At 73.5% G+C, this 24,086-nt stretch carries 20 protein-coding genes and 3 tRNA genes; 11 read left to right on the forward strand and 12 right to left on the reverse strand.

Annotation, left to right across the window (positions count from 1 at the left end):
* Positions 1 to 12: 12 nt before the first annotated feature.
* The 4 genes from ABZ404_RS36675 to ABZ404_RS36690 all read right to left on the reverse strand — a co-directional run bounded on the left by ABZ404_RS36675 (position 13) and on the right by ABZ404_RS36690 (position 5,695).
* Positions 13 to 1,938, reverse strand: coding sequence for an ABC transporter ATP-binding protein (locus ABZ404_RS36675; protein WP_358836817.1), 1,926 nt, complete (start codon positions 1,936 to 1,938; stop codon positions 13 to 15).
* Positions 1,935 to 3,668, reverse strand: coding sequence for an ABC transporter ATP-binding protein (locus tag ABZ404_RS36680; protein WP_358836816.1), 1,734 nt, complete (start codon positions 3,666 to 3,668; stop codon positions 1,935 to 1,937). The genes ABZ404_RS36675 and ABZ404_RS36680 overlap by 4 nt, the downstream gene beginning before the upstream one ends.
* Positions 3,669 to 3,865: 197 nt before the next feature.
* The gene (locus ABZ404_RS36685) at positions 3,866 to 5,311 is read right to left on the reverse strand and encodes an FGGY family carbohydrate kinase (protein ID WP_358991355.1); all 1,446 of its coding nucleotides are present in this window, start codon (positions 5,309 to 5,311) and stop codon (positions 3,866 to 3,868) included.
* 72 nt (positions 5,312 to 5,383) lie between these two features.
* Complete coding sequence (locus ABZ404_RS36690; protein WP_358837388.1) at positions 5,384 to 5,695, reverse strand: YtxH domain-containing protein; 312 nt, start codon at positions 5,693 to 5,695, stop codon at positions 5,384 to 5,386.
* 193 nt (positions 5,696 to 5,888) lie between these two features.
* On the opposite strand from ABZ404_RS36690, the gene ABZ404_RS36695 reads away from it, so the two are divergent.
* From ABZ404_RS36695 to ABZ404_RS36715, 5 genes are all read left to right on the forward strand, one after another.
* Positions 5,889 to 5,961, forward strand: a tRNA-Asn gene (locus ABZ404_RS36695).
* Between the two features lie 5 nt (positions 5,962 to 5,966).
* Positions 5,967 to 6,039 (forward strand) — tRNA-Asn (locus ABZ404_RS36700).
* 164 nt (positions 6,040 to 6,203) lie between these two features.
* Positions 6,204 to 6,277: transfer RNA gene (locus tag ABZ404_RS36705), tRNA-Ile, on the forward strand.
* A gap of 511 nt (positions 6,278 to 6,788) precedes the next feature.
* Positions 6,789 to 7,523 (forward strand): class I SAM-dependent methyltransferase, encoded by a 735-nt coding sequence (locus ABZ404_RS36710; RefSeq protein WP_358837387.1) that lies wholly within the window; start codon positions 6,789 to 6,791, stop codon positions 7,521 to 7,523.
* 83 nt (positions 7,524 to 7,606) lie between these two features.
* On the forward strand, positions 7,607 to 8,872 hold the full coding sequence (locus tag ABZ404_RS36715) for an MFS transporter (RefSeq protein WP_358991358.1): 1,266 nt from the start codon (positions 7,607 to 7,609) through the stop codon (positions 8,870 to 8,872).
* A 549-nt stretch (positions 8,873 to 9,421) separates the two neighbouring features.
* On the opposite strand, the gene ABZ404_RS36720 is transcribed toward ABZ404_RS36715, so the two are convergent.
* The 3 genes from ABZ404_RS36720 to ABZ404_RS36730 form a co-directional block, all read right to left on the reverse strand.
* Positions 9,422 to 10,780: a carboxyl transferase domain-containing protein gene (locus tag ABZ404_RS36720; RefSeq protein ID WP_358837587.1), complete on the reverse strand. Its 1,359-nt coding sequence runs from the start codon at positions 10,778 to 10,780 to the stop codon at positions 9,422 to 9,424.
* Complete coding sequence (locus ABZ404_RS36725; RefSeq protein WP_358837586.1) at positions 10,773 to 12,209, reverse strand: acyl-CoA synthetase; 1,437 nt, start codon at positions 12,207 to 12,209, stop codon at positions 10,773 to 10,775. Before ABZ404_RS36725 ends, ABZ404_RS36720 begins: the two co-directional genes overlap by 8 nt.
* Before the next feature lie 202 nt (positions 12,210 to 12,411).
* On the reverse strand, positions 12,412 to 13,233 hold the full coding sequence (locus ABZ404_RS36730; protein WP_358991361.1) for a hypothetical protein: 822 nt from the start codon (positions 13,231 to 13,233) through the stop codon (positions 12,412 to 12,414).
* A gap of 69 nt (positions 13,234 to 13,302) precedes the next feature.
* Between ABZ404_RS36730 and ABZ404_RS36735 the strand changes: the two genes are divergently transcribed.
* Positions 13,303 to 13,734: an Lrp/AsnC family transcriptional regulator gene (locus ABZ404_RS36735; RefSeq protein ID WP_358837318.1), complete on the forward strand. Its 432-nt coding sequence runs from the start codon at positions 13,303 to 13,305 to the stop codon at positions 13,732 to 13,734.
* Between the two features lie 133 nt (positions 13,735 to 13,867).
* On the opposite strand, the gene ABZ404_RS36740 is transcribed toward ABZ404_RS36735, so the two are convergent.
* The 3 genes from ABZ404_RS36740 to ABZ404_RS36750 form a co-directional block, all read right to left on the reverse strand.
* Positions 13,868 to 15,454 (reverse strand): GAF domain-containing protein, encoded by a 1,587-nt coding sequence (locus ABZ404_RS36740; protein ID WP_358837321.1) that lies wholly within the window; start codon positions 15,452 to 15,454, stop codon positions 13,868 to 13,870.
* A 197-nt stretch (positions 15,455 to 15,651) separates the two neighbouring features.
* Positions 15,652 to 16,689 (reverse strand): rod shape-determining protein, encoded by a 1,038-nt coding sequence (locus ABZ404_RS36745; protein ID WP_358837319.1) that lies wholly within the window; start codon positions 16,687 to 16,689, stop codon positions 15,652 to 15,654.
* 663 nt (positions 16,690 to 17,352) lie between these two features.
* Positions 17,353 to 17,940 (reverse strand): hypothetical protein, encoded by a 588-nt coding sequence (locus ABZ404_RS36750; protein WP_358837320.1) that lies wholly within the window; start codon positions 17,938 to 17,940, stop codon positions 17,353 to 17,355.
* Positions 17,941 to 18,084: 144 nt separating this feature from the next.
* On the opposite strand from ABZ404_RS36750, the gene ABZ404_RS36755 reads away from it, so the two are divergent.
* Complete coding sequence (locus tag ABZ404_RS36755; RefSeq protein ID WP_358991364.1) at positions 18,085 to 18,822, forward strand: hypothetical protein; 738 nt, start codon at positions 18,085 to 18,087, stop codon at positions 18,820 to 18,822.
* An 81-nt stretch (positions 18,823 to 18,903) separates the two neighbouring features.
* Here ABZ404_RS36755 and ABZ404_RS36760 read toward each other — a convergent pair whose 3' ends face one another.
* Entirely contained in the window at positions 18,904 to 19,329 is a 426-nt protein-coding gene (locus tag ABZ404_RS36760; protein WP_358837256.1) for a MarR family transcriptional regulator, read from the reverse strand.
* 153 nt (positions 19,330 to 19,482) lie between these two features.
* Between ABZ404_RS36760 and ABZ404_RS36765 the strand changes: the two genes are divergently transcribed.
* From ABZ404_RS36765 to ABZ404_RS36775, 3 genes are all read left to right on the forward strand, one after another.
* The gene (locus ABZ404_RS36765) at positions 19,483 to 20,511 is read left to right on the forward strand and encodes an NADP-dependent oxidoreductase (protein ID WP_358837255.1); all 1,029 of its coding nucleotides are present in this window, start codon (positions 19,483 to 19,485) and stop codon (positions 20,509 to 20,511) included.
* A gap of 129 nt (positions 20,512 to 20,640) precedes the next feature.
* Positions 20,641 to 21,066, forward strand: coding sequence for an organic hydroperoxide resistance protein (locus tag ABZ404_RS36770; RefSeq protein WP_358837254.1), 426 nt, complete (start codon positions 20,641 to 20,643; stop codon positions 21,064 to 21,066).
* A gap of 112 nt (positions 21,067 to 21,178) precedes the next feature.
* Positions 21,179 to 22,018, forward strand: a complete 840-nt coding sequence (locus ABZ404_RS36775; protein WP_358837253.1) for an EI24 domain-containing protein — start codon at positions 21,179 to 21,181, stop codon at positions 22,016 to 22,018.
* Here the strand turns inward: ABZ404_RS36775 and ABZ404_RS36780 are convergent.
* Positions 21,993 to 22,931, reverse strand: a complete 939-nt coding sequence (locus tag ABZ404_RS36780) for a LysR family transcriptional regulator (RefSeq protein ID WP_358837252.1) — start codon at positions 22,929 to 22,931, stop codon at positions 21,993 to 21,995. The two genes, ABZ404_RS36775 and ABZ404_RS36780, sit on opposite strands and share 26 nt — an antisense overlap.
* Positions 22,932 to 22,988: 57 nt before the next feature.
* Between ABZ404_RS36780 and ABZ404_RS36785 the strand changes: the two genes are divergently transcribed.
* Positions 22,989 to 23,810, forward strand: a complete 822-nt coding sequence (locus ABZ404_RS36785; RefSeq protein WP_358991367.1) for an NAD(P)-dependent oxidoreductase — start codon at positions 22,989 to 22,991, stop codon at positions 23,808 to 23,810.
* Positions 23,811 to 24,086 lie beyond the last annotated feature (276 nt).

Raw genomic sequence — 24,086 nt, forward strand, 5'->3', positions numbered from 1 at the left:
CGCCGGAACGGCCTAGTCGACCTCCGCCACCGCCTGCGCGAACTGCGCCGCGTACAGCCGTGCGTACGCGCCCTCGGCGGCCAGCAGTTCGTCGTGCGTGCCCTGCTCCACGAGGGCGCCGTTCTCCATGACCAGGATGACGTCGGCGTCCCGGATCGTGGAGAGCCGGTGGGCGATCACGAACGACGTCCGCCCGTGGGCCAGCCGCGCCATCGCCTTCTGGATCAGTACCTCGGTGCGGGTGTCCACCGAACTCGTCGCCTCGTCGAGGACCAGGATCACCGGGTCGGACAGGAACGCCCGCGCGATGGTGATCAGCTGCTTCTCGCCCGCGCTCACCCCCGTGCCCTCGTCGTCGATCACCGTGTCGTACCCGTCCGGCAGCGTCCGGACGAACCGGTCCGCGTGCGCCGCCCGGGCCGCCTCCTCGATCTCCTCGCGGGTCACCGGCCGGTCCGCGCCGTACGCGATGTTGTCCGCGATGGTGCCGCCGAACAGCCAGGTGTCCTGGAGCACCATCCCGATGCCCGAGCGCAGCTCCCGGCGCGACATCCGGGCCGCGTCCACCCCGTCCAGGGTGATCCGCCCGTCCGTCACCTCGTAGAACCGCATCAGCAGGTTGACCAGCGTCGTCTTGCCCGCGCCCGTCGGGCCGACGATCGCGACCGTCTGCCCGGGCTCGACCTTCAGCGACAGGTCCTCGATCAGCGGCTTCTCCGGGTCGTACCGGAACGCCACCTTCTCCAGGGTCACCGCGCCGCGCCGCTCCACCGGCCGCTCGGCCGACTCCGCGTCCGGCTCCTGCTCGTCCGCGTCCAGCAGCTCGAAGATCCGCTCGGCGGAGGCGACGCCCGACTGCACCAGGTTCGCCATCGAGGCGACCTGGGTGAGCGGCATGGAGAACTGCCGCGAGTACTGGATGAAGGCCTGCACATCGCCGATCGACAGCGCGCCCGAGGCGACCCGCAGTCCGCCGACCACCGCGACCAGCACGTAGTTCAGGTTCGAGATGAACATCATCAGCGGCTGCATCACCCCGCTGTTGAACTGCGCCCGGAACCCGGCCTCGTACAGCGCGTCGTTCTGCTCGTCGAACTGCCGCGCCGACTCCTCCTGACGCCCGAAGACCTTCACCAGGGTGTGCCCGGTGTACATCTCCTCCACGTGCGCGTTGAGCCGGCCCGTGGTCTTCCACTGCTGCACGAACTGCGGCTGCGACCGCTTGCCGATCCTCGTCGCGACGAACACCGACAGCGGTACGGTCGCCAGCGCCACCAGGGCCAGCAGCGGCGAGATCCAGAACATCATCGCCAGCACGCCGACGATGGTCAGCAGCGAGTTGATGAGCTGCCCCATCGTCTGCTGCATCGTCTGCGAGATGTTGTCGATGTCGTTGGTCGCCCGGCTGAGCACCTCGCCCCGCTTGGCGCGGTCGAAGTACGACAGCGGCAGCCTCGACAGCTTCGCCTGCACCTGCTCGCGGATCCGGAACACCGTACGGTTGATCGCCCGGTTGGAGAGCCGGGTCGCCACCAGCATCAGCAGTCCCGCGCCCACGTACACCGCGAGCGCCACCAGCAGCACCCGGCCGACCTCGCCGAAGTCGATGCCGTGGCCGGGGGTGAAGTGGACCCCGGAGAGCATGTCGGCGAGCGAGCCGTCGCCCTTGTCGCGCAGCCGCTGAAGCGCCTGCTCCTTGGTCGTCCCGTCCGGCATCTGCCGGCCGACGACGCCCGCGAAGACCAGGTCGGTCGCCTTGCCGAGGATCTTGGGCCCGACCACCGAGAGCGCCACGCTGAGCACCGCGGCCACGAGCATCACCCAGAGCGTGCCCTTCTCCGGCGCGAGCTGCCTGAGCAGCCGCTTCGAGGAACCCTTGAAGTCCATCGAGCGTTTGCCGTCGCCCTGGCCCATCATCCGGGCCATGTTTCCGCTCATGCCGCCTCGGCCTCCGTCAGCTGGGAGAGCACGATCTCCCGGTACGTCTCGTTCTCGGCCATCAGCTCGTGGTGGCGGCCGGTGCCGACGACCCGGCCCTCGTCCAGGACGACGATCCGGTCGGCGTCGCGGATCGTGGAGACCCGCTGGGCCACGATGACGACGGTCGCCTCGCGCGTCTCGCGCAGCAGCGCCGCCCGCAGGGCCGCGTCGGTGGCGTAGTCGAGCGCCGAGAACGAGTCGTCGAAGAGGTAGATCTCCGGGCGCTGCACCAGGGTCCGCGCGATGGCGAGCCGCTGGCGCTGGCCGCCGGAGACATTGGTGCCGCCCTGCGCGATCGGCGCGTTGAGCCCGCCCTCCAGCCTGCCGACGAACTCCTTCGCCTGGGCGACCTCCAGGGCGTGCCAGAGCTCCTCGTCGGTGGCGTCGGGATTGCCGTACCGCAGATTGGTCGCCACCGTCCCGGAGAAGAGGTACGGCTTCTGCGGCACCATCGACACCGTCTTGGCGAGCAGGACGGGATCGATCCCGCGCACGTCCTCGCCGTCCACCAGGACCGAGCCGCCCGTCACGTCGAACAGCCTCGGTACGAGCCCGAGCAGCGTGGACTTGCCGCTGCCGGTCGACCCGATGACCGCGGTGGTCTCGCCGGGGCGGGCCACCAGGTCCACACCCTTCAGGACGGACTCCTCGGCGCCGGGGTACGTGAAGTCGGCGCCGCGGACCTCCAGATGGCCGCTGCGGCGCAGCTCGCGCACGGGGGCCTTCGGCGGCACCACGCTGCTGTCGGTGCCGAGGACCTCCTCGATGCGCTCGGCGCAGACCTCGGCGCGCGGCACCATCATGAACATGAAGGTGGCCATCATCACGGCCATCACGATCTGCATCAGATACGTGAGGAACGCGGTCAGCTGGCCGATCTGGAGGGAGCCGTCGTCGATCCGGTGGGCGCCGAACCACACCACGGCCACCGAGGAGACGTTCACCACCGTCATCACGGTGGGGAACATCAGCGCCATCAGCCGGCCGGTGCCGAGCGAGACGTCGGTCAGCTCGGTGTTGGCGCCCTTGAAGCGGCCCTTCTCGTAGTCGTCCTTCACGAACGCCCGGATCACGCGGTTGCCGGTGATCTGCTCGCGCAGCACACGGTTCACCGTGTCCAGACGGGTCTGCATGGTGCGGAACAGCGGCCGCATCTTCCTTACGATCAGCGAGACGCAGATGCCCAGCACCGGCACCACGGCGAGCAGCACCGCCGACAGCGGCACGTCCTGGCCGAGCGCCATGACGATGCCGCCCACGCACATGATCGGCGCCGACACCATCAGCGTGAACGACATCAGCGTCAGCATCTGGACCTGCTGCACGTCGTTGGTGGTCCGGGTGATCAGGGACGGCGCCCCGAAGTGGCCGACCTCGCGCGCGGAGAACGACTGCACCCGCGCGAAGACGGCCGCCCGCACGTCCCGGCCCAGGGCGGCGGCGGTGCGGGCGCCGAAGTAGACGGCGCCGACATTGCAGACCACCTGGACGAGGCTGACGGCGATCATGATGCCGCCGAACTCCAGGATGTAGCCGGTGTCCCCGTGGACGACACCGTTGTCGATGATGTCGGCGTTCAGGGTCGGCAGATAGAGGGTCGCGCAGGTCTGGAGCAGCTGGAGCAGCACCAGGAGCGCGATCGGTTTCTTGTACGGAACCAGATGGGTCCGCAGGAGTCGTATGAGCACGTGAAGGCTCTCCGGGTCGGCAAGATCGAGGGGGTTCGACCCCCATCTTGCGACACTCCACCCCTGGAACCTCAAGCGATTAAGCCAAGGGCGAGTCAAAAGGATGAGTCAAGGACGGACCTCCGACGCAGTCAAGACGACACGCCGGAAAATCCCCCGTACGGCTTGTTCCGTGCCCTGGTGATCGGGGCGCCCGCTCACGCCCCGGTGTCGAACGCGCCCGGGTGGATCTCGTCCCGCGTCGCGATGTACTGCTGGCGCACCGCCTGCCCCACGGCCAGCTCCTCGCCCGGCTCGAAGACCTGCGCGGCCGCGCCCTGCCAGGCCGGCGGGGTGTGCGCCGCGAGGGAGCCCTGCGAGACGCCGAGCGCCCAGGCCGCCTGCCGGGCCGCGCCGAGCGCCGCGTACTCGGCGGGCTGCGGCACGACCACCTGGGTGCCCAGGATCGCCGGCGCCGCCGCCTGCACGGCCGGCAGCTCGGCCGCGGCGCCGAGCAGGAAGACCCGGCGCACCTCGACCCCGCGCGAGCGCAGTACGTCGAGGGCGTCCGCGAGCGAGCAGAGCATGCCCTCGAAGGCGGCCCGCGCCAGGTGCTCGGGCTTCATCGACTCGCGCCGCAGCCCCGAGAGCGTCCCGGCCGCGTGCGGCAGCCGGGGGGTGCGCTCGCCCTCCAGATACGGCAGCAGGACGAGCCCGCTGGCGCCCGGGGTCGACTTCAGCGCCAGCGCGGAGAGCTCCTCCAGGCTCTCGACGGCGAGCATCTCCGCCGTACCGCGCAGCGCCCGTACCGCGTTGCTCGTATGCACGACGGGCAGATGGCGGCCGGTGGCGTCGGCGAACGACGTAATCATCCCGGCCGGGTCGGCCAGCGCCTCGTGGTGCACGGCCATGACCGAACCCGAGGCCCCGAGCGAGACGACCGCGTCGCCGGGCCCGACCCCCAGGCCGAAGGCCGCGGCCATCGTCTCGCCGGTCCCGGCCGAGATCAGCAGTCCCTCGGGGGTGGTGCCGGCCGCGTCGGAGGGGCCGAGCACCTCGGGCAGCGCCACGTGGTGGCCGAGCGCGAGCTCGACGAGGTCGGGGCGGTAGAAGCCGGTCGCGGCCGACCAGAAGCCGGTGCCGGAGGCGGCCCCGCGGTCGGTGGTACGGCGGGCCGGGCGGCCCAGCAGCTGCCACACCAGCCAGTCGTGTGCCTGGACGATCGCCGCGGTGCGCTGGGCGGCCTCCGGCTCGCTGCGGGCCAGCCAGCGCAGCTTGGCCACCGCCTGGCCGGCCTGCGGCACGCTGCCGACGGCCTTGGCCCACGCCTCGCGCCCGCCGAGCGCGTCGGTCAGGTCGGCGGCGGCCACCTGGGCGCGCTTGTCGTTGCCGGTCAGCGCGGCCCGTACGAGGGAGCCCTGGGCGTCCAGCGCGATCAGCGCGTGCTGCTGGGCGGCGACCCCGATGGCCTGCACCCCTTCGAGCAGCCCGCCCGCCGCGGCCTCGCCGAGCGAGAGCAGCCAGGCCTGCGGATCGACCTCGGTGGCCTTGGGATCGACGGGATGCGGGGCGTACCCCTGCCGCAGGACGGCACCGGTGTCGGTGTCGCAGACGACGATGCGTGTGAAGGCGGAAGAGCTGTCCAGCCCGGCGACTATCCCCATGCGCACGATTCTGCATCACGCGGGGGCCCACCGGGCCCCCGCGTGGCCTCCGGCTCCCGCGGGGCGCCGGTGTCAGGTGTTGCTGGTGCCCCAGTCGTCCTCGCCGCCCTGGCCGCGTCCGCGCAGCGAGCGCACCCGGTCGGCGATCGACTTCGGCGCCTTGTCCCCGACCTTGTCGGACACCTTCTCGGTCACCGCGTGGATGGCCTTGCCCGCGTACGCCCGGCCGTTCTGCGCGGCCGACTCCGCGGTGTTGCGCACCGCCGGGTTCTGGGCGACCTGGCGGGCGGACTTCTTCAACTGTTCGTAGCGCTCGCGTCCGGCCCGGGTTCCGAGCACGTACCCGACGACGAGTCCGACGGCGAACGTGAGCCGGTAGCGCATGGCGGTCACCCTTCTGTGGCGTCTGGCGACGTCACTGTGACGTCGTGTGCTGCGCCTACCCGCGAAGCCCCGAGATCACCCGGGGCGGAACCGATTGGCGGAGCACCCCCCTGCTTGCGCTAATGTATGTGTCGCAGCGAGCGCACGCCGCCCGGGGACACCCGGGGTAGGTACGTTCGATGCAACGAGACATTCCCCTGTAGCTCAATTGGCAGAGCAGCCGGCTGTTAACCGGCAGGTTACTGGTTCGAGTCCAGTCGGGGGAGCTCGGTCTCCTGTAGCTCAATTGGCAGAGCAGCCGGCTGTTAACCGGCAGGTTACTGGTTCGAGTCCAGTCGGGAGAGCAGTGAAAAGGGCCCCTCGAGGGTCCTTTTTCATGCCCCGGGGAACCGCGCCGGGCATGACGGGGTCCTCATGGGCGTGCGTTGCCGACCATCCGAGGCAGGAGATCGTATGAGCGGCTATGCTGCGGCAGACGGCGCGCACAAATGTGCGCGACGCGCCGTTAGGGGCGGTAGCTCAGCCGGTTAGAGCAGCGGACTCATAATCCGTCGGCCGTGGGTTCGAGTCCCACCCGCCCCACTCTGCGTTCCCTCCGCAGAAACGTTTCAACCTGCGCGGGCGACGCAGTGCGCCTCTGCGGCGCGGCGTGGTGCGCCTGTGGGAGAGAGCCCCGACCATTTTGTGGTCGGGGCTTTTTCGCGTGAGCGGGTCCGGGCGGGTGGGGGCTGTACGTTCCGTGTCCGGGGGCGGGCGTCAACACGAGTGGTGAGGGCGTCGGGCTGGACCGGGGCCCCGGACCGGGGTCCCGGGGCGGGGGGCCGGGGCTGGGGTCCCGGGCGGGGCCGTCCGGCGGGGTGGTCCCGTGGCGCGAGGCCGTCCGGTGGCGCGGGGGGTCCGGTGGCGCGGGGCGGCCGTATTCCGTTCCCTTCCCTCCCCGGTCCGTAATTCTCTCTCCTGTCAAGCCCTGTTCAACCGCGGAGTTCCCGATATTGCACGTCTGATCAGCCACCCGGGCTTGTCCCCGGAGGATTGGGTCCGGGAGATTGACCGCATCGCTTGATTTCGGCGGACCGTAAACGGGAGGCACCACGTGAGCACGGAGCAGGTCTACACGGCGGGCAGCGCCAACTTCGATCCGCTGTACGCGGGGAAGGTGCGGACGGAGGGGCTGGGGATGAAGTTCGACTTCGCGCCCTGGAACATCCCCGAGCCGCAGCCCGTCGTCGTGGCCCTGGAGGCGTCCGGCGCGTTCCACGGCAAGGTGCTGGACGCCGGGTGCGGCACCGGGCAGAACTCGCTGCACCTCAAGAGCCGCGGCCACGACGTCACCGGCCTGGACTTCTCGCCGTCCGCCATCGGCCAGGCCCAGGAGCGCGCCCGGGAGCGCGGTCTGGACATGACCTTCGCGGTGTCGGACGCCACGAAGTTCGAGGGGATCGAGGGCGGCTTCGAGACCGTCCTGGACTACGGGCTCTACCACGTGCTCAGCGACGAGCAGCGCCGCGCGTACGCGGCGGCCCTGCACCGGGTGACCGTGCCCGGCGCCAAGCTGCACCTGTTCGCCTTCGCCGAGTCCGAGCTGGTCGGCCTGCCGCCCCAGCAGCTGCGGGTGAGCAAGGACAACTTCCGTACCAACCTCGACGGCCAGTGGCGGATCCTCGCCATCGAGGACAGCCTGTGCACCACCAACCACACCCGTGAGTACTTCGAGAAGCAGCGCCAGGAGACGGGCGGCACCCTGCCGTTCGACCCGGACGCCTTCGACGTGGACGAGAAGGGCCGCATCGTCTACCCGATGTCGTACGTGCACGCCGAGCGGATCTGACCGACGGCCGTGACGGGGCCGGGCGTCCGCGTGGACGTCCCCCCGTCACCCGCCGGCCCAGGGCCCGCCGGTTAGCATCGCGCGTGACCGCCGACACCGAAGCCCCGCCCAGGAGCCGCAGCCGGATACTCGCCGACCTCACGCCGCTGCGCAGCTCGGCGCACTACCGGCGGCTCTGGTTCGGCAACACGATCTCCTGGGTCGGCCAGGGGATGACCAGCCTGGCGATCTCCCTCCAGGTGTACGACATCACCGGGTCCAGCTTCAGCGTCGGGCTCGTCGGGCTGTTCTCGCTGGTGCCGCTGATGGTGTTCGGGCTGTACGGCGGGGCCATCGCCGACACCGTCGACCGGCGCAAGCTGGGACTGGCCAGTGCGACCGGGTCCGCGGTGCTGTCGGCGGGGCTCGCGGGTGCCGCCTTCGCCGGTTTCGCGCACGTCTGGTTCCTGTACGGGATCGTCGCGCTCCAGTCCGTCTGCGCCGCCCTCAACGCGCCCGCCCGCTCCTCGATGATCCCGCGGCTGCTGCCGCCGGAGCAGCTGGCCGCGGCGAACGCGCTGGGCTCGATCACCCTCACGTCCGGGATGCTGCTCGGGCCGATGCTGGGCGGTCTGCTCGTCGGGTTCGCCGGCTACCAGTCGGCGTACACGATCGACGCGGTCACCTTCGCCGCCTCGCTGTACGCGATGTGGCGGCTGCCGTCGATGCTGCCCGACCGGGACCGTACGGCCGCGAAGCGGGCCTCCGTCCTGGACGGCTTCCGCTTCCTCGCGACCCGCCCCAATCTTCGGATGACGTTCTTCACCGACTTCTGCGCCATGATCCTCGCGCATCCACGCGCGCTGTTCCCGGCCGTCGCGGTGCTCTGGTACGGCGGTGACGCCCGCACCACCGGCCTTCTGGTCGCCGCGCCCGCGCTCGGGGCGCTGCTCGGCGGCGTGTTCTCGGGGTGGCTCGGGCGCGTCCACCGGCACGGGCTGGCGATCCTGCTGGCGGTCGGCGCGTGGGGCGCGGCGATCGCGGTGTTCGGCCTCACCCGCCAGCTGTGGCTGGGCCTGGTCTTCCTCGCGGTCGCGGGGTGCGCGGACACGGTGTCCATGGTGTTCCGCAACACGATGCTCCAGGTCGCGGCTCCGGATGAGATGCGGGGACGGTTGCAGGGGGTGTTCATCGTGGTGGTGGCGGGCGGGCCCCGGCTCGGCGACTTCCTCGCGGGAACGACGGCGGACCTGGCGTCGCCGGGGGTCGCGGTGGTGGGGGGCGGGGTGGCGTGTGTGGTGGCGGTGGGGGTGTTGGGGGTGGTGCGGAGGGGGTTCGCGCGGTACGACGCGCGGGACCCGGAGGCGTAGGGGTGCCCGGGGGCTACGCCCCCGCCCCCCCGTCCCGGGGCCTGCGGCCCCCGCACCCCCCCGTTCCGGGGCCTGCGGCCCCCGCACCCCGCCGGGCTGTTTCCGCTCACCTGCGGGCCGGTGGTGGGCCGGCCCCGTTTGGGTCGGGGTTTGTCTGCGGGCCGGGGGTGGGCTGGCCCCGTTTGGGTCGGGGTTTGTCTGCGGGCCGGGGGTGGGCTGGTCGCGCAGTTCCCCGCGCCCCTAAAAGCCTGGGGCTGAGCCTTGTCCTCCGGCTGCGGCAGGCCCCTGAAGGGGCGCGGGGAACTGCGTGAGCGGCCACCCGCCGGTCCGCAGATGACGGCCGGGCCTTGTGGGGGCGCGGGGAACTGCGCGAGCGGCCACCCGCCGGTCCGCAGATGACGGCCGGGCCTTGTGGGGGCGCGGGGAACTGCGCGAGCGACCGCCCGCCGGTCCGCAGGCGACGGCCGGGCCTTGTGGGGGCGCGGGGAACTGCGCGAGCAGGCCAGCACGGTCCGCAGACGAACCAGGCGCTCCCAGTCCCCGGAGGGTTCAGGGAACGGGCGGGATGGGGGAGATCACGCCTCGGGCCAGGCCCAGGCGTACCAGGTCCTGGGGGCGGAGGCCCAGCTGGTCCGCCGTCCCCCGGACTTCGCCCTCCCCCCGCTTCAGAATCGCCGCCGCCAACTCCGGCGCGATCACCGAGAAGTAGCTCGACGGGGTCAGCCAGGTGCGGCCGGGGGACGCGAGGGCCAGGGCGCCGCCCGAGCCACCCTCGCCGATCACCAGCGTCGTCACCGGCACCCCCACCCCCGCCACCGCCCCGAAGCACTCCGCGACGGCCGCCCCCTGCCCGGCCCGTTCCGCCGCCGCGTCGTTCGCCGCGCCCGGGGTGTCGACCAGGGTCAGGACGGGCACGCCGAGGCGGTCGGCCAGGTGGAGGAGGCGGGCGGCGGTGCGGTAGCCCGCGGGGCGGGTCGCGGTGCCGGTCTGGGCCGCGTACGCCACCGTACGGCCGTCCCGCGACCCGAACCCGCACAGCATCCCCGCGTCCACACCCCCGCAGCGGTCCCCGCTGATCGGCAGGCGGTGGGTGAAGTAGGCGTCGAGGTAGGCGGCCGCCCGGGGGCGGGACGCGGCCCGCGCCTGCTCGACCGCCTCCCAGCCCGTCCCCGGCAGCCCCGCCCCGCCCAGCGCCGAGGGCACGTCGGCCGGGGCCACCGGGCCGCCCGGAACCCCGCCGGAGAGCAGCCCCAGCCACCTCCCCAGCACCCCGCGCAGCTCCGCCACCGGCACCACCGCGTCCACCGCCCCGGCCGCGAGCTGCCCCTCGGCCGCGTATGCCGCCGGGTCCGCGTCGGCGGGGCGGACCCGGGAGCCCGCGAAGCCCACCTGCGCGCCCGGCAGCGCCAGGACCACGTCCGCGCCCGCGCCCAGCGTGGCCCAGCCGCCGCCGGTCGTCGGGTCGCGCAGGACCGCGATCTGCGGCAGCCCGGCCGCGCGCAGCAGCGCGGACTGGCGGGCCACCCGCTGGAGCTGGGTGAGCGCGACCATGCCCTCCTGCATCCGGCTGCCGCCGGTCGCGATCAGCGACACCAGCGGCAGCCGCCGCTCCCGAGCTTCCCGGTACGCCGCCTCCAGGCAGTCGCCCGTACGCTGCCCCAACGACCCGCCGAGGAAGCCGAACTCGAAGGCCAGCAGGACGCACGGCCGGCCTTCCGCCTCCGCCAGGCCGTACACCACCGACTCCTGCTCGCCGGTGCGCTCCGCGGCCCGCGCCCTCGACGCCGCGTACCCCTCCCAGCCGAGCGGGCCCTCCGCCGGGCCGGCCTCGCCCTCCGGGGGGAACAGTTCGGTGAAGGCGGACGTGGCCGCCGCGATCGCCGCCCGCGCGGTCAGCCGCTCAGCCATTCCCCAGCTCCCGCTTCATGATCTTGCCCATGTCGTTGCGCGGCAGCGCCTGAAGGAAGCGGACCGTACGCGGCCGTTTGTGCGGGGAGAGCTGGCCCGCCACATGCGCCGCCAACTCCTCGGCCGAGGGCGGCGCCTGGGGATCGGCGGCGACCACCCACGCCACGATCCGCTCCCCGAGATCGGCGTCCGGCTCACCGGTGACGGCGGCCTCGCGCACCGCGGGGTGGTCGAGCAGCGCGTTCTCGATCTCGCCCGCCCCGATCTTGTAACCGCCGCTCTTGATCAGGTCGGTGGCCCTGCGGCCCACGATCCGTACGTAACCGTCCGCGTCCAGGCTCGCCATGTCGCCGGTACGGAACCAGCCGTCCTCGGTGAAGGCGGCCGCGGTGGCGTCCGGCCGGTTGAGATAACCGATGAACAGGTGCGGGCCGCGCACCTGGATCTCGCCGATGCCGTCCGACTCCTCCGCGAGGCGCAGCTCCACGCCCGGCAGCGGCACGCCGACCGTTCCCGGCCGGGGCTCGCCGTCCACCCGTACGCTCGTGTTCATCAGCGTCTCGGTCATCCCGTACCGCTCGATCACCGTGCGGCCGGTCGCCGCCTCGATCCGGCGGTGGTCGTGGACGGGCAGCGCCGCCGACCCCGACACCAGCAGCCGCGCCCCGGCCAGCGCCTTCGCCAACTCCCGGTCCGTGTCGAGGGATTCGGCGATCCGGTGGTACATCGTCGGCACCCCGAACAGCATCGTCGCCCCCGCCGACAGCTCGCGGGCCACGCCCTCCACCGAGAACCTGCCCAGGTGGCGCACCGAGCCGCCGCGCCGCAGCGGGCCGAGGACGCCGAGGATCAGACCGTGGACGTGGAAGAGCGGCAGCGCGTGGACGAGGACGTCCCGGTCCGTCCAGGCCCAGACCTCCGCCAGCGCGTCGAGCGTGACGGCGACGGCCCGGCGGGGCAGGACGGCCCCCTTGGGCGGGCCGGTGGTGCCGGAGGTGTAGACGACGAAGGCGGGGGCGTCGGGGTCGGGTTCGGCGGGGACGGGTCCGGCGGCCGGGAGCTCCGCGCCCGGCTCCGCCGTCGTACGTACGTCGATCCTGGTCAGCGCCTCCAGCGCGGACGGAAGCGACGCGTCGGGGGCGGCGAGGACGGCCGTCGGCGCGCTGTCCGCCAGGATGTGCGCCAGTTCGCGCTCGCCCGTTTTCGGGTTCAGCGGTACGGCCGGGACCCCGGCCAGCAGCGCCGCCACCACCCCGACGACCGTCTCCGGGCTCGGCGTCGCCCAGACCGCGACACGACCGGCTCCGGCGAGCCGGCCCGCCAGGGCGCCCGCGGCCCCGGCGAGTTCCGCGTAGGTGAGGGAGTGCTCGCCGAACCGCAGGGCTTCCTTGCGGTCGGCGGTGCGCAGCGCGGGAAGGAGAGGGGACACGGGAGAGGGCTCCTCGCAGTCGACGGCGATCAGGCAGGAACACCGGCCCGGAGGGCCATGCGAAACCCTACGCGGCACCGCGATCAAGGAGGCGGCAGCGGGGGCGAGGGGTGGTGGCGCGGTGAGGGAGGTGGCAGTGGGGGCGAGGGGGTGGTGGCGCGATCACGGAGGCGGCAGCGGGGGCGAGGGGGTGGGGGTGCGATCAGGGAAGTGGCAGCGCGACCTTGATCGCGTACGCCGCGACCAGTCCGTAGCCGATCCGGAACGTCCATGTCCGGGCCGCCTCGGAGATCCGCGCCCCGGCGAACCCGCTCGCCGCGACGAGCAGTTGCTGCCACACGAAGGAGGCGGCGAACACCGCCGCGACGAACACGGCCCCGCTGCCGCCGCCGTGCAGGGTGCTGCCCTGCGCGGTGGTGAGCGCGGTGAAGTAGAGGGCCGTGGTGGGGTTGACGAGGGTGAGGGCCGCGAAGCGGACGAAGACGCGGGCGGGGGTCGCGTCCGGCTGTACGGCCCCGGGGGCGGTGGCCGTGGTGGCCGGTTCCGCGGGGGCGGGGGAGTGGCCGCCGCCGGGGGCGGGGACGCGCTCCGTGGGGGCGGGGGAGTGCGCGCCGGGTGCGGTGAGGCGCTCCGTGGGGGCGTGCGGGCTGCCGTCCGCCCCGGCGACCGGTCCCGTGGGGGCGTGCCGGCTGCCGTTCGCCCCGGCCGCCGCCGGTCCCGGGGGTGTCGCCGGGCCCCGGGACCCCCACAGCCCCCGCCCCGCGATCACCATCAGCACGCCCGCCGCCACCAGCCGTACCCACGCCTCCACCCCCGCGAGCGTCGACGCCACCCACGGGCCGAGCGCCGTGGCCACCGCCGCGTACGCGAAGTCGACGGCCGCCACCGCCGAGGCCGCCGCGACCGCGCCGCGCCGGTCGCGCATCCCCTGCTGGACGAGTAGCACCCCGACCGCGCCCACCGGCATCGCCACGCCCAGGCCCGCCGCCGCACCCGCCACCGCCGTCGTCCACATCTCGCTCATGGGGGTACTGTCCGGCCACGGCCGCCGGGTACGCGGCCGGATATCGGCGCGGACTGCGACAATCGCGGTATGGACCGCTTGGACAGAGAAATCCTCGCCGTACTGCGGGAGGATGCGCGGATCTCGTACCGCGACCTGGGGACGAAGGTGGGGCTCAGCGCCAACGCCGCCGCCGAGCGGGTGCGGCGGATGCGCCGCGAGGGCGTCATCCGGGGCTTCACCACCCTCATCGACCCGACGGCCGACGCGGGGGCCGGGCTCGTCGTCTTCATCGACGTCACCCTGCGCCTGGACACCACGAACGAGGAGTTCGAGAAGGTCGCCCTGAAGCTGCCGGGCATCACGGAGGTCGTGCACGTCACGGGCGAGCACGACTATCTCGTACGGGCGAGGGCGGCCGATCCGGCGGCGCTCGACGGGCTGCTGCGCCGGCTGAAACGGGAGGCGGGCGCGGCCCACTCCCACACCCGGATCGCGCTGCGCGCGGCGTCCGGGCCCTGAGCCGCGGTCATACCGGCGACGGCCAGTGCGTCCCGGCTCCGAGCCGCGGTCACACCGGCAACAGCCCGTGCGTCCCGGCTCCGAGCCCCGGTCATACCGGCGACGGCCAGTGCGTTCCGGCCCTGAGCGCCGGTCACACGGGCGACTGCCAGGTCACCGTCGTCCCGCGCGCCCCGTCATCACCGCTCCCGTTCCCCGTCCCGTCGTCCGTGACCTCCAGGCGGACCCCCGCGCGCCCGTCCGGCAGGACCGCCGTGGCGTCCACCAGGACCTCGACGGAGGAGACGCCCGGGCGGCGGTGCGCGGCGGCGAGCGCCGTGCGCAGGGCGGCGACCAGCTGCCCGGCCGCCGGTTCGCCGACGACCGTGTCCACCGCGCCCTCGAACCGCACCGACGGACGGAACCCGAGCAGGGCGCCCGCGCCGTCCGTCTCGCGCAGCACCCGGCCCCGTACGGTCGTCGGCGCGTCGGCGGGCGGCTGCTGGAGGGCGAAGATGGCGGTACGGACCTCCTGGATCGTGGAGTCCAGCTCGTCCACGGCCCGGGTGAGCAGCTCGTCGGTGTCGTCGCCGGCGGCCTTCGCGGCGCGCTGGCGCGTCGACTCCAGCATCATCTCCGTGGCGAACAGCCGCTGGACGACGAGGTCATGCAGATCGCGGGCGATACGGTCGCGGTCCTCGTACACCGCGAGCCGCTCCCGGTTGTGCTGCGCGTCGGCGAGGACGAGCGCGAGCGCCGCCTGCGAGGCGAACTGCGCGGCCAGCAGCCGGTCCACCGCGCTGTACGGCTCGGCCCCGCGGCGCCGGGGGAGCGCGAGCGTGCCGATGAGCTTGCCGCCGCTCTGCAACGGCAGCATCATGCTCGGCCCGAACCGCGTCCGTACGTGGGTCGTCATCCTCGGGTCGGTCGCGGAGTCCTCGATGAACACCGGCTCGCCGCCGAGCAGCTGGACCAGGACGGGGGAGCCCGGCGCGATGGTGGTGCCGACGATGTCGCCGGGGTCGTCCGGCGCGGAGGCGGCGACGATCTCCATCCCGCCCTCCGGGGTGGGCTGGAGCACCACCCCGGCCGCCGCGTCCGCGAGCAGCCTGGCCCGCTCGGCGACCGTCATCAGCGCGTCGGCCGCCGTGTCGCCGGTCAGCAGCGAGGTGGTGACGGCGGCGGCGCCCTCGATCCACCGCTCACGGCGCCGGGCCGTCTCGTACAGCCGCGCGTTGCCGATCGCGATCCCCGCCTGCGAGGCGAGCACCCGCAGCAGCGCCAGATCCTCGTCGGTGAACGCGCCCCCGCGCCTGTCGGTCACACAGTCGGTCACACAGAGATTGCCGAACACCTCGGTGTGTACGCGGATGGGGACGCCCAGGAACGCGCGCGTCGGCGGATGGCCGGGCGGCACGCCCGAGGAGCGCGGGTCGGCGGCGCCGGGATCGGCCACCCGCGGTGGCGGCGTGCCGTCGCCGAGATCGGCCAAGCGCTGTGGCCGCGTGCCGTCGGCGAGCGCGCCCAGCACCCCGGCGCACCCCTCCGGGAGCGCCGCGAGCTGCTCCCGCTCGGCGCCGGTGAGCCCGGCCGTGAACAGCTCGGTGAGCCGCCCGCGCTCGGGGTCGAGCACGCCGAGCGCGCCGTACCGCGCGTCGGTCAGCTCGGTGGCGGTGTCGACGATGTGCTGGAGGGTGGTGCGCAGTTCGCGCTCGGAGCCGACGCCGAGGACGGCATCCAGAAGAAGGGGGAGGGGAGCCCCGGTCCCGGCTCCGGGTCCGGTCCCGGCCCCGGTGCTGGATACGGCGTCCGCCTTGGCCCCGGCCCTGGCCTCGGCCCCGGTCCCGGCCCCGGTCCGGGCCCCGGTCCCGCTGCTGGATACGGCATCCGTCCCGGGCCCGGACCTGGCCCCGGTCCCGGCCCCGTCCGGCACTCGCCTCACTCCGCCAGCGGGTCGAGGACCATCGGCTCGATCTGGCCGTCCAGCATCGCGCCCAGGCCCAGGATGGCGCAGACGTCCGGGCGTTCGGCGATGGCCACCGGCATGCCCGTCGCCTTGCGCAGCATCTGGTCCAGGCCCGGCAGCAGGGCGCTGCCGCCGACCATCATGATCCCCCGGTCCGCGAGGTCCGCGACGAGGTCCGGGGGGCAGTCGCGCAGCACCTTGCCGATGCCGTCGAGGACGGCGGTCAGCGGGGTGTGGATCGCGTTGCGTACGGCCGCGGTGTCGACCCGGACGGAACGGGCGAGGCCGGTGGCGACGTCACGGCCGTGGATCTCGGTGGAGGCGGGGCCGTGCGGGGTGAGGCCGTTGCCGCTGAGGGCGATCTGGAGGGGGCGTACGGACTGGCTCGGCAGCATCAGCTCGTGCTGGTGGCGCAGGTGCTGGATGACGGCGTGGTCGATGGCGTCGCCGCCGACCGGGATGCGCTGGGCGGTGACGATCGCGCCGAGCGAGAGCACCGCGATCTGCGTGGTGGCCGCGCCGCACACCATGATCATGGTGGCGGTCGGCTGCTCCACCGGGAGTCCGCAGCCGACGGCCGCCGCGATCAGGGTGTCGACCAGCTCGACCCGGTGGGCGCCGAGGCCCACCAGCGTCTCCACGGTCGCGCGCTGGGCGAGCGGGTCGGCTTCGTGCGGGGTGCTGGCCGCGGCGCGCAGCCGGGGCTTGCGCCGCAGCTGGCGCCGGAGCTTCTCGCCGATCAGGTGGCGCAGCATGCGCTGGGCCATCTCGATGTCGACGACCGTGCCGCCGGAGACGGGGCGGGCGACGCGGATGTAGTCGGGCGTACGGCCCGTCATCTTCTCGGCGAACGTGCCGACGGCGATCAGCGCGCCGGTTTGGGTGTTGACGGCCGCGACGCTGGGCTCGTCGACGACGAGTCCCAGTCCCTTGACGAATACGCGCGTCCTCGCGGCCCCGAGGTCGACGGCTACATGGCAACGGCGCAACTGCTCCAGACTGACGGTCACGGCGATCCTCCCGATGGGGTCCTTGATCGAATCGTCCGGCCCCGCGGGGTGGGGCGCGCGCGGGGCTGAGCCGGTCGGGCGTCGGCTGACCGAGTGCCAAGGGGTGCCCGGGCGGGGCCGATCGGGGGACGCGGCGCCCCGGCCCGGCGCGCCTCTGCCGGGCCCGGGGGGTGGTCTGCGACGGCTTGCCCGGTCTTTGTCTGCGGCTAAGTGGCCAGCTGGTCGCGCAGTTCCCCGCGCCCCTGGGGGTGTCTGGTGCCCGGAGGTTGTCTGCGGCTGGGTGGGTGGCTGGTCGCGCAGTTCCCCGCGCCCCTGGGGGTGTCTGGTGCCCGGGGGTTGTCTGCGGCTGGGTGGACGGCTGGTCGCGCAGTTCCCCGCGCCCCTAGGGGGTGGGGGCTGAGCAGCGCTCTCTGGGAGGCGGCCGTCCACCTCAGGGGCGCGGGGAACTGCGCGATCAGCCCCGCACGGACCGCAGACAAATAGGGGCCCCTGGCCGAGCCGCACTCCCCGGGGCCGGCGGTCTACCCAAGGGGCGCGGGGAACTGCGCGATCAGCCACAGACCACCCGCAGACGAATCCAGGCCAATAAGGGGCGCGGGGAACTGCGCGATCAGCCGTCCACCGACCCGCACACAAAGTCCGGGCACAAAACGCCCCCCCCACCTACACCCCCCGCACCCCCTGCAACAACCCCCAGCAAAACTCCCCCACCACAACCCCACCCGCACCCGAACCCGCACCCACTCCCGCCCCCAACTCCACCTCCCACCGCCCCGGCGCACCCCCCTCCCGCGGCCGGGCCGGGGGAAACGCCCGGGACGCCTCCTCCACCGTGCAGGACCACGGGCGCAGATCCTCCACCGTCTCCAGGACCGGGCCCGGCTCCCCGGGCGCCCGGACCAGCCACTCGTTCCACACCACCCCGCCCGGCCCCGCCAGCACCTCGAACCGCAGCGTCGGCCACAGCGGCACCGGCCACAGCCGTGCCTCGCACTCCAGGTCGCCGACCCTGCGCCGGGCCACCGCCTCCGGCTCGCCCAGCACCGACCGGTACCGCGCCGCCGCCCCGCGTGAGCGCGGTGAGCGGGTCATCGCCTGCCAGCGCCGGTTGGCCTCCCGCATCCGGGTGGCGGACACCCCCAGCTCGCGGCGGGCGTCCTCGACAAGGCCGGGCTGGTGGTCGGCCATCCGCCGCAGCAGGACGAGCTGGAAGTCGAGCGGGCCGAAACCGTGGGGCTGCGCGTCCGTCATGTCCCCATCCTGCCCGGCCCCCCTGACAACGCACCGAACGCCCGACTTCGTGCCCCCGGCACGCCCGGAAGGAGGGGTTCCACACAAGATCCACACATTCCCGGCCCCCATTGTCGACCGCCGCGCGCATAGCCTCCGTTGGCCATGGATTACTGCCACGTCTGCCGACGGCACCTCAACGGCGCACTGGCCTGCGCCGGATGCGGCACCCCCGCGGAGGAACTGCGGCAGCCCGAAATCATCGACCTCGGGGTGTACGAGGCCGCCGCATCCGGTGCGGCCCCGGCCCCCGCGGGTCACCGCCGCGCGCGCCGCGAGCCGCCCCGGGCGGCCGCCCGCCCGCGCCGCCGCGCCCGCAAGCGGCGCGGACGCCTCGTGCTGTTCGGCTCGGCGGGTGTGGTCCTCGCGGCCGGCGCGCTGGGGCTGGCCCGGCTCGCCATGGAGCCGCCGCCGGACGACCGGGGCGCGGCCACGTCCGTACACGAAGAGGAGCAGATCTCCCAGGAGACCTCCGCGCCCGCGCCGGACCCGAGCGACGCGGGCGGCCCCAAGCGGCCCAGCGCGGTACCGGCCGGGAACGGTCACGGCACGGGGCACCACCCCGGCCCCGGCGGTACGCGGCCGGGCCCGGGCGGCACCGCGAGCGGACCCGGGACCGGCGAGGAGGGCTCTCCCGCGCCCGGCGGTTCGCACCCGGCCACCGGGATGACCGGCGCGCCCAGCGCTCCCGCGCCCGCGCCCAGCGGGTCGGCCGGGTCGCCGCTGCCGTCCACGTCCCCGGAGCCCACCACGTCGGAGTCGGCCCCGGCGCCCCCGCAGTCCCCGCCGCCCACACCCGCGCCCACCAAGACCTGTGACCGGTTCCTCTGGTGGTGCCTGTAACCCACCCCCGGGGGAGCGCCGGTACCCGGAAGACGGGCGGCGGCCTCAGTCGGCCCGCCCCGCCTGGCCGGCCCGGTGCGCCTACTCCACCCCCAGCATCCGCCGCAGCAGATCCCGCAGCACCGTCCGCTCGTCCTTCGACAGCTGTGCCAGCGGCTCGCGGGCGAAGTCCAGGGAGTCGCGCAGGGCGGTCGCCGTGCGCAGGCCCGCCTCCGTCGGAGCGGCCAGTTTGACGCGGCGGTCGGCCGGGTCGGGGCGGCGCTCGACGAGGCCGCGCGCCTCCAGGCGGTCGATGATCCCGGTGACGTTCGACGGCTCGCACTTCAGCTTCCGCGCGATGTGCCGCATCGGCACCGGTTCCAGCGCGAGCAGCCCGAGCACCCGCGCCTGCGCGCCGGTGAGCGCGTGCTCGGCGGCGGCACGCTCGTACTCCTCGTGGTAGCGCCCCACCACCGAGCCGATGAGTTCGACGACTTCGAGGGTGAGGGCATCCATACGCGTGGCCATGGAACCAGCGTACCGAGTTACTTGACAATCTCAAATATTCAGGAGCATGGTTGTTTCAGTACCTGAAGTAATTGGTACCGACGGGCCCGGCCCCCACCACCCGGTGGCCGGGCGACCAGTACCTGAAGTTGACGCCCCAGGAGGACGCACCCCATGTCCGCACCGTCCGCACTCCCCGCCACCGGCCGTGAATGGCACCTCGTCTCCCGCCCGCACGGCTGGCCGGTCCCGACCGACTTCGCGCTCCGCGAGGTCCCGGTCGCCGCGCCCGCCGAGGGCCGGATCCTGGTCCGCAACCTCTTCATGTCCGTCGACCCGTACATGCGCGGCCGGATGAACGATGTGAAGTCGTACGTCCCGCCGTTCCAGCTCGACAAGCCGATGGACGGCGGCGCGGTCGGCGAGGTCATCGCCTCCGGCGACGAGCGCTTCGCCGTCGGCGACCACGTGCTGCACGGGCTGGGCTGGCGCGAGTACGCGGACGTGGACGCGAAGCACGCCACCAAGGTGGACGCCTCGCTGGCGCCGCTCTCGACCTACCTCGGCGTGCTCGGCATGCCGGGTCTGACGGCGTACGCGGGCCTGTTCGAGGTCGCCTCCTTCAAGGAGGGCGACGCGGTCTTCGTCTCCGGTGCGGCCGGCGCGGTCGGCAGCCAGGTCGGCCAGCTCGCCCGCCTCAAGGGTGCCTCGCGGGTGATCGGCTCGGCCGGCTCCGACGAGAAGGTGAAGTGGCTGGTGGAGGAGCTGGGCTTCGACGCCGCCTTCAACTACAAGAGCGGCCCGGTCCGCGAGCAGCTGCGCGAGGCCGCCCCGGACGGCATCGACGTCTACTTCGACAACGTCGGCGGCGAGCACCTGGAAGCCGCGATCTCCTCGCTGAAGGTGCACGGCCGCGCCACCATCTGCGGCATGATCGCCGGCTACAACGACACCGAGCCGACCCCGGGCCCGCGCAACATGGCCATGATCATCGGCAAGCGGCTGCGGCTCCAGGGCATCCTCGTCGGCGACCACGCGGCGCTCCAGCCGCGGTTCGTCCAGGAGGTGGCCGGCTGGATCGCCTCCGGTGAGCTGAAGTACGGCGAGACGGTCGTCGGCGGCATCGAGAACGGCGTGGACGCCTTCCTCGGCATGCTCCGCGGTGAGAACACCGGAAAGATGGTCGTCTCGCTCGGCGAGTGACCTCGGCCACTCCTGGAGGCCGGCAGGGAAAGACCTTATCGGATGACTTCCGCCATCCGATAAGGTCTTTCCACATCCCGGCTGTCGTGGGCGCGAGCGGCCTGGGAACGACCAGGAGGAGCACCCAGCATGTCCATCCAGCAGTCCGACGTCCTCTACACCGCCGTCGCCACCGCCGAGAACGGGCGGGACGGCCGGGTCGCCACCGACGACGGCGCGCTCGACGTGGTCGTGAACCCGCCGAAGGCGATGGGCGGCAGCGGCGCGGGCACCAACCCGGAGCAGCTGTTCGCGGCCGGTTACAGCGCCTGCTTCCAGGGCGCCCTCGGCGTGGTCGCGCGCCAGGAGAACGCCGACATATCCGGCTCCACGGTCACGGCGGAGGTCGGCATCGGCAAGAACGACGAGGGCTTCGGCATCATCGTCAGGATCTCCGCCACCCTCCCCAACCTGGACGCGGCCACCGCCCGCGACCTCCTGGAGAAGGCCCACCAGGTGTGCCCGTACTCGAAGGCCACGCGCGGCAACATCACCGTGGACCTCGCGGTCGCCTGACGCGCCCCGCTTCCCGGGAAGGGCCGCACTCGGCGGGGTGCGGCCCTTCGCCGTACCCGGGGGCGGGAACGCGCGTACGGGAGGGGCGGATACCGGCCGATAGAGTTCGGCCATGCGTGATCTCGGGGCGGGCTTCGGTTATCTGGTCAAAGGACAGCGATGGGTCACCGGTCACGGCCGGTCCCTCGGGGTGGGACTGCTGCCCGGACTGGTCACCCTGGTCCTGTACGCGGCGGCGCTGACCGGGCTCGCCTACGGGGCGGACGACTTGGCCGGCTGGGCGACCCCGTTCGCCGACGACTGGTCCTCGCCGTGGCTGAGCCTGTTCCGGGGCTTCCTGACGGTGCTCGTCTTCGCGATGGGCCTGTTCCTCGCGGTCATCACCTTCACCGCGGTGACGCTCCTGGTCGGCCAGCCCTTCTACGAGAAGCTGTCCGAGGACGTCGACCGCGCGGAGAGCGGCGGCGCGGCGCCGGAGTCCGGTCTGCCGCTCTGGCGCGACCTGTGGATCTCCGCCCGTGACTCCGTCCGCGTCCTGACCCGTGTCGCCCTGTACGGGATCGTCCTGTTCGCCCTCGGTTTCCTGCCGGTGGTCGGCCAGACGGTCGTGCCCGCGATCGGCTTCTGCGTCTCCGGCTTCTTCCTCGCCGAGGAGCTGACGGCGGTGGCGCTCCAGCGCCGGGGAGTGGAGCTGGCGGACCGTCTCGTCCTGCTGCGTTCGCGCCGGCTGCTGGTGCTCGGCTTCGGCGTCCCGCTGGCGCTGGCGTTCGTGGTGCCGTTCGTGGCCGTGTTCCTGATGCCCGGCGCGGTGGCGGGGGCGACGCTGATGGTCCGGGACCTGCTGGGCGAGACCGCCCCGGACCCCGACTCCGCCTCCGACTCCGACAGCGGCCCCGGTGTCCAGCCCCGGCCGCGCCCCGAGACCGCTACGGGCGGACCGACGGGCTGGTGATCCGTCCCGCGACCACCCGGAGTTCGGCCAGGAAGGCGGCCACGGCCGGGGAGTCCGCGCGGCCGTGCGGGGTCGCCGCGTAGACCGCCCGGCGCGGAGCGTCGTCCGGGTGCAGGGGTACGAGCACGATGTCCGCCCGGACCGACTCGGCGGCGAGGGCGGGCAGCAGGGTCACGCCGAGCCCGGCCGCGACGAAGCCCTGCTTGGCGATCCAGTCCCGTACGACGAGGGTGGAGCGCGGGCGGAACCCGGACTCCAGGACCGGCCGCATCAGCGTGTCCTCGGGGCGGGTGCTGCCCGCCACCCACTCCTCGTCGGCGAGCTCCGCCAGCCGCAGCCGCTCGCGGCCCGCCAGCGGGTGCTCGCGCGGCAGCGCCACGAACATCGGCTCGTCCAGCAGATGCCGCAGCGCACAGCCGTCGAGGGCGCGCCCCGCGGTGGAGCTGACCACGGCGATGTCCAGCTCCCCGGCGGCGAGCAGCCCGAGGTGCTTCACGGAGGGCCCCTCGGTACGGGCGAGGGTCACCCCCGGGTGGCGGCGCCGGAACGCGGCGAGGGCGCGCGGGAGCAGCGCGGCGTCGGCGGTCGAGAACGCCCCCACCCGCAGCAGCCCGCCGTCGAGCGTGCGCAGCGCGCCGAGCTCGGCCCGGGCAGCGGCGAGCCGGTCCCGTACGGCCTCGGCGTGCGGCACCAGCACCCGCCCCGCCTCGGTGAGCCGCACCCCGCGCGCCAGCCGGTCGAAGAGCACGCTCCCCAACTCCTCCTCCAGCGCCTGGACCTGCCGGGACACGGCGGACTGGGTGTAGCCGAGCGCCTGGGCGGCGGCGGTGAACGAGCCGACGGAGGCGACCCGCAGGAAGACGTCGTAGAGGCTGTGGGTGGCGGGCTGGGAACTGTCATGCGGGTTGGTCATGCCTGACATGCTAGACATTCGCTTGTGGCATGGGTGGAGGGCTCCTACGGTCATGCCATGACGATGACGACGACGATGGCGACGAACGAAACGAAGATCGCGTTCTTGGGGCTGGGCGGCATGGGGACGCCGATGGCCCGGCGGCTGCTGGCGGCGGGGTACGGGCTGACGGTCTGGAACCGTACGTCCGCCAGGGCCGAGGCGCTGGTGGCCGAGGGCGCCGTAGCCGCCGCGAGCCCCGCCGAGGCGGTGCGCGGCGCCGACGTGGTCATCACGATGCTCGCGGACCCGGCGGCGGCGCTCGCCGTGGCGGACGCGATGATTCCGGCGCTGCGGGCGGGGGCCACGTGGATCGACACGTCGACGGTCGGCCCCGACACGGTCCGCGAGCTGGTGTCCCGCCTCCCCGACGGGGTCGCGTTCATCGACGCGCCGGTGATGGGGAGCGTGGACCGGGCCGCGGACGGCGGACTGCTGATCCTCGCGGGCGGCGAGACCGCTCCGGTGGACGGGCTGCTGGCGGAGCTGGGGTCGGTACGGCGGTGCGGGGAGGTCGGCACCGGGGCGGCGCTCAAACTGGTCCTGATCAGCGGGGTGATCGGCGGGGTGGCCCTGCTGGCGGAGTCCCTGCGGCTGGCGGGGGCGCTGGGCCTGCCGGAGGACCTGACGCGCTCGGCCCTGGAGGCGAGCCCGCTGGGGGGTCTGGTGGGCAGGCTGTTCGCGACGGAGGCGCACTTTCCGGTGGCGCTGGCGGCGAAGGATGTGGGGCTGGCGCTGGCGACGGGGGTGGGGGGTCTGCCGGTGCTGGAGGCGGTCCACGGGGTGCTGGCGTCCCGCCCGGACCTGGCAACCTCGGACGTGTCATCCCTCCACCCCTGACCCGACACCAACGGGACTGCCGCCCCGGCCCCCCTTGCGGACCTACGGCCCGCCCCCTTTCTTCCACCGGCGGCCCGGTGGTGGCCTGGTCGCGCAGTTCCCCGCGCCCCTTTTCGGTCCGGCGTTTGTCTGCGGGTGGAGTGTGGTTGCTCGCGCAGTTCCCCGCGCCCCTGGGGGGTTGGGGTGACCGGCGCGACGGGGTGCGTCTGCGAGAGCGCCCCGCCCGGCTTCCCCTTTCCTATCGGGGTACGGACAGCTTCCACGATCACGGCGTCA

The organism is Streptomyces sp. NPDC005878 (assembly GCF_040629815.1).
GTDB lineage: Bacteria > Actinomycetota > Actinomycetes > Streptomycetales > Streptomycetaceae > Streptomyces.

What these genes read in the sequence shown, in the direction of transcription:
- ABZ404_RS36675 (WP_358836817.1), bottom strand. Translation starts at nt 1,938, where the DNA reads ATGAGCGGAAACATGGCCCGGATGATGGGCCAGGGCGACGGCAAACGC.
- ABZ404_RS36685 (WP_358991355.1), bottom strand. Translation starts at nt 5,311, where the DNA reads ATGGGGATAGTCGCCGGGCTGGACAGCTCTTCCGCCTTCACACGCATC.
- ABZ404_RS36690 (WP_358837388.1), bottom strand. Translation starts at nt 5,695, where the DNA reads ATGCGCTACCGGCTCACGTTCGCCGTCGGACTCGTCGTCGGGTACGTG.
- ABZ404_RS36720 (WP_358837587.1), bottom strand. Translation starts at nt 10,780, where the DNA reads ATGGCTGAGCGGCTGACCGCGCGGGCGGCGATCGCGGCGGCCACGTCC.
- ABZ404_RS36730 (WP_358991361.1), bottom strand. Translation starts at nt 13,233, where the DNA reads ATGAGCGAGATGTGGACGACGGCGGTGGCGGGTGCGGCGGCGGGCCTG.
- ABZ404_RS36735 (WP_358837318.1), top strand. Translation starts at nt 13,303, where the DNA reads ATGGACCGCTTGGACAGAGAAATCCTCGCCGTACTGCGGGAGGATGCG.
- ABZ404_RS36750 (WP_358837320.1), bottom strand. Translation starts at nt 17,940, where the DNA reads ATGACGGACGCGCAGCCCCACGGTTTCGGCCCGCTCGACTTCCAGCTC.
- ABZ404_RS36755 (WP_358991364.1), top strand. Translation starts at nt 18,085, where the DNA reads ATGGATTACTGCCACGTCTGCCGACGGCACCTCAACGGCGCACTGGCC.
- ABZ404_RS36760 (WP_358837256.1), bottom strand. Translation starts at nt 19,329, where the DNA reads ATGGCCACGCGTATGGATGCCCTCACCCTCGAAGTCGTCGAACTCATC.
- ABZ404_RS36765 (WP_358837255.1), top strand. Translation starts at nt 19,483, where the DNA reads ATGTCCGCACCGTCCGCACTCCCCGCCACCGGCCGTGAATGGCACCTC.
- ABZ404_RS36770 (WP_358837254.1), top strand. Translation starts at nt 20,641, where the DNA reads ATGTCCATCCAGCAGTCCGACGTCCTCTACACCGCCGTCGCCACCGCC.
- ABZ404_RS36775 (WP_358837253.1), top strand. Translation starts at nt 21,179, where the DNA reads ATGCGTGATCTCGGGGCGGGCTTCGGTTATCTGGTCAAAGGACAGCGA.
- ABZ404_RS36780 (WP_358837252.1), bottom strand. Translation starts at nt 22,931, where the DNA reads ATGACCAACCCGCATGACAGTTCCCAGCCCGCCACCCACAGCCTCTAC.
- ABZ404_RS36785 (WP_358991367.1), top strand. Translation starts at nt 22,989, where the DNA reads ATGACGATGACGACGACGATGGCGACGAACGAAACGAAGATCGCGTTC.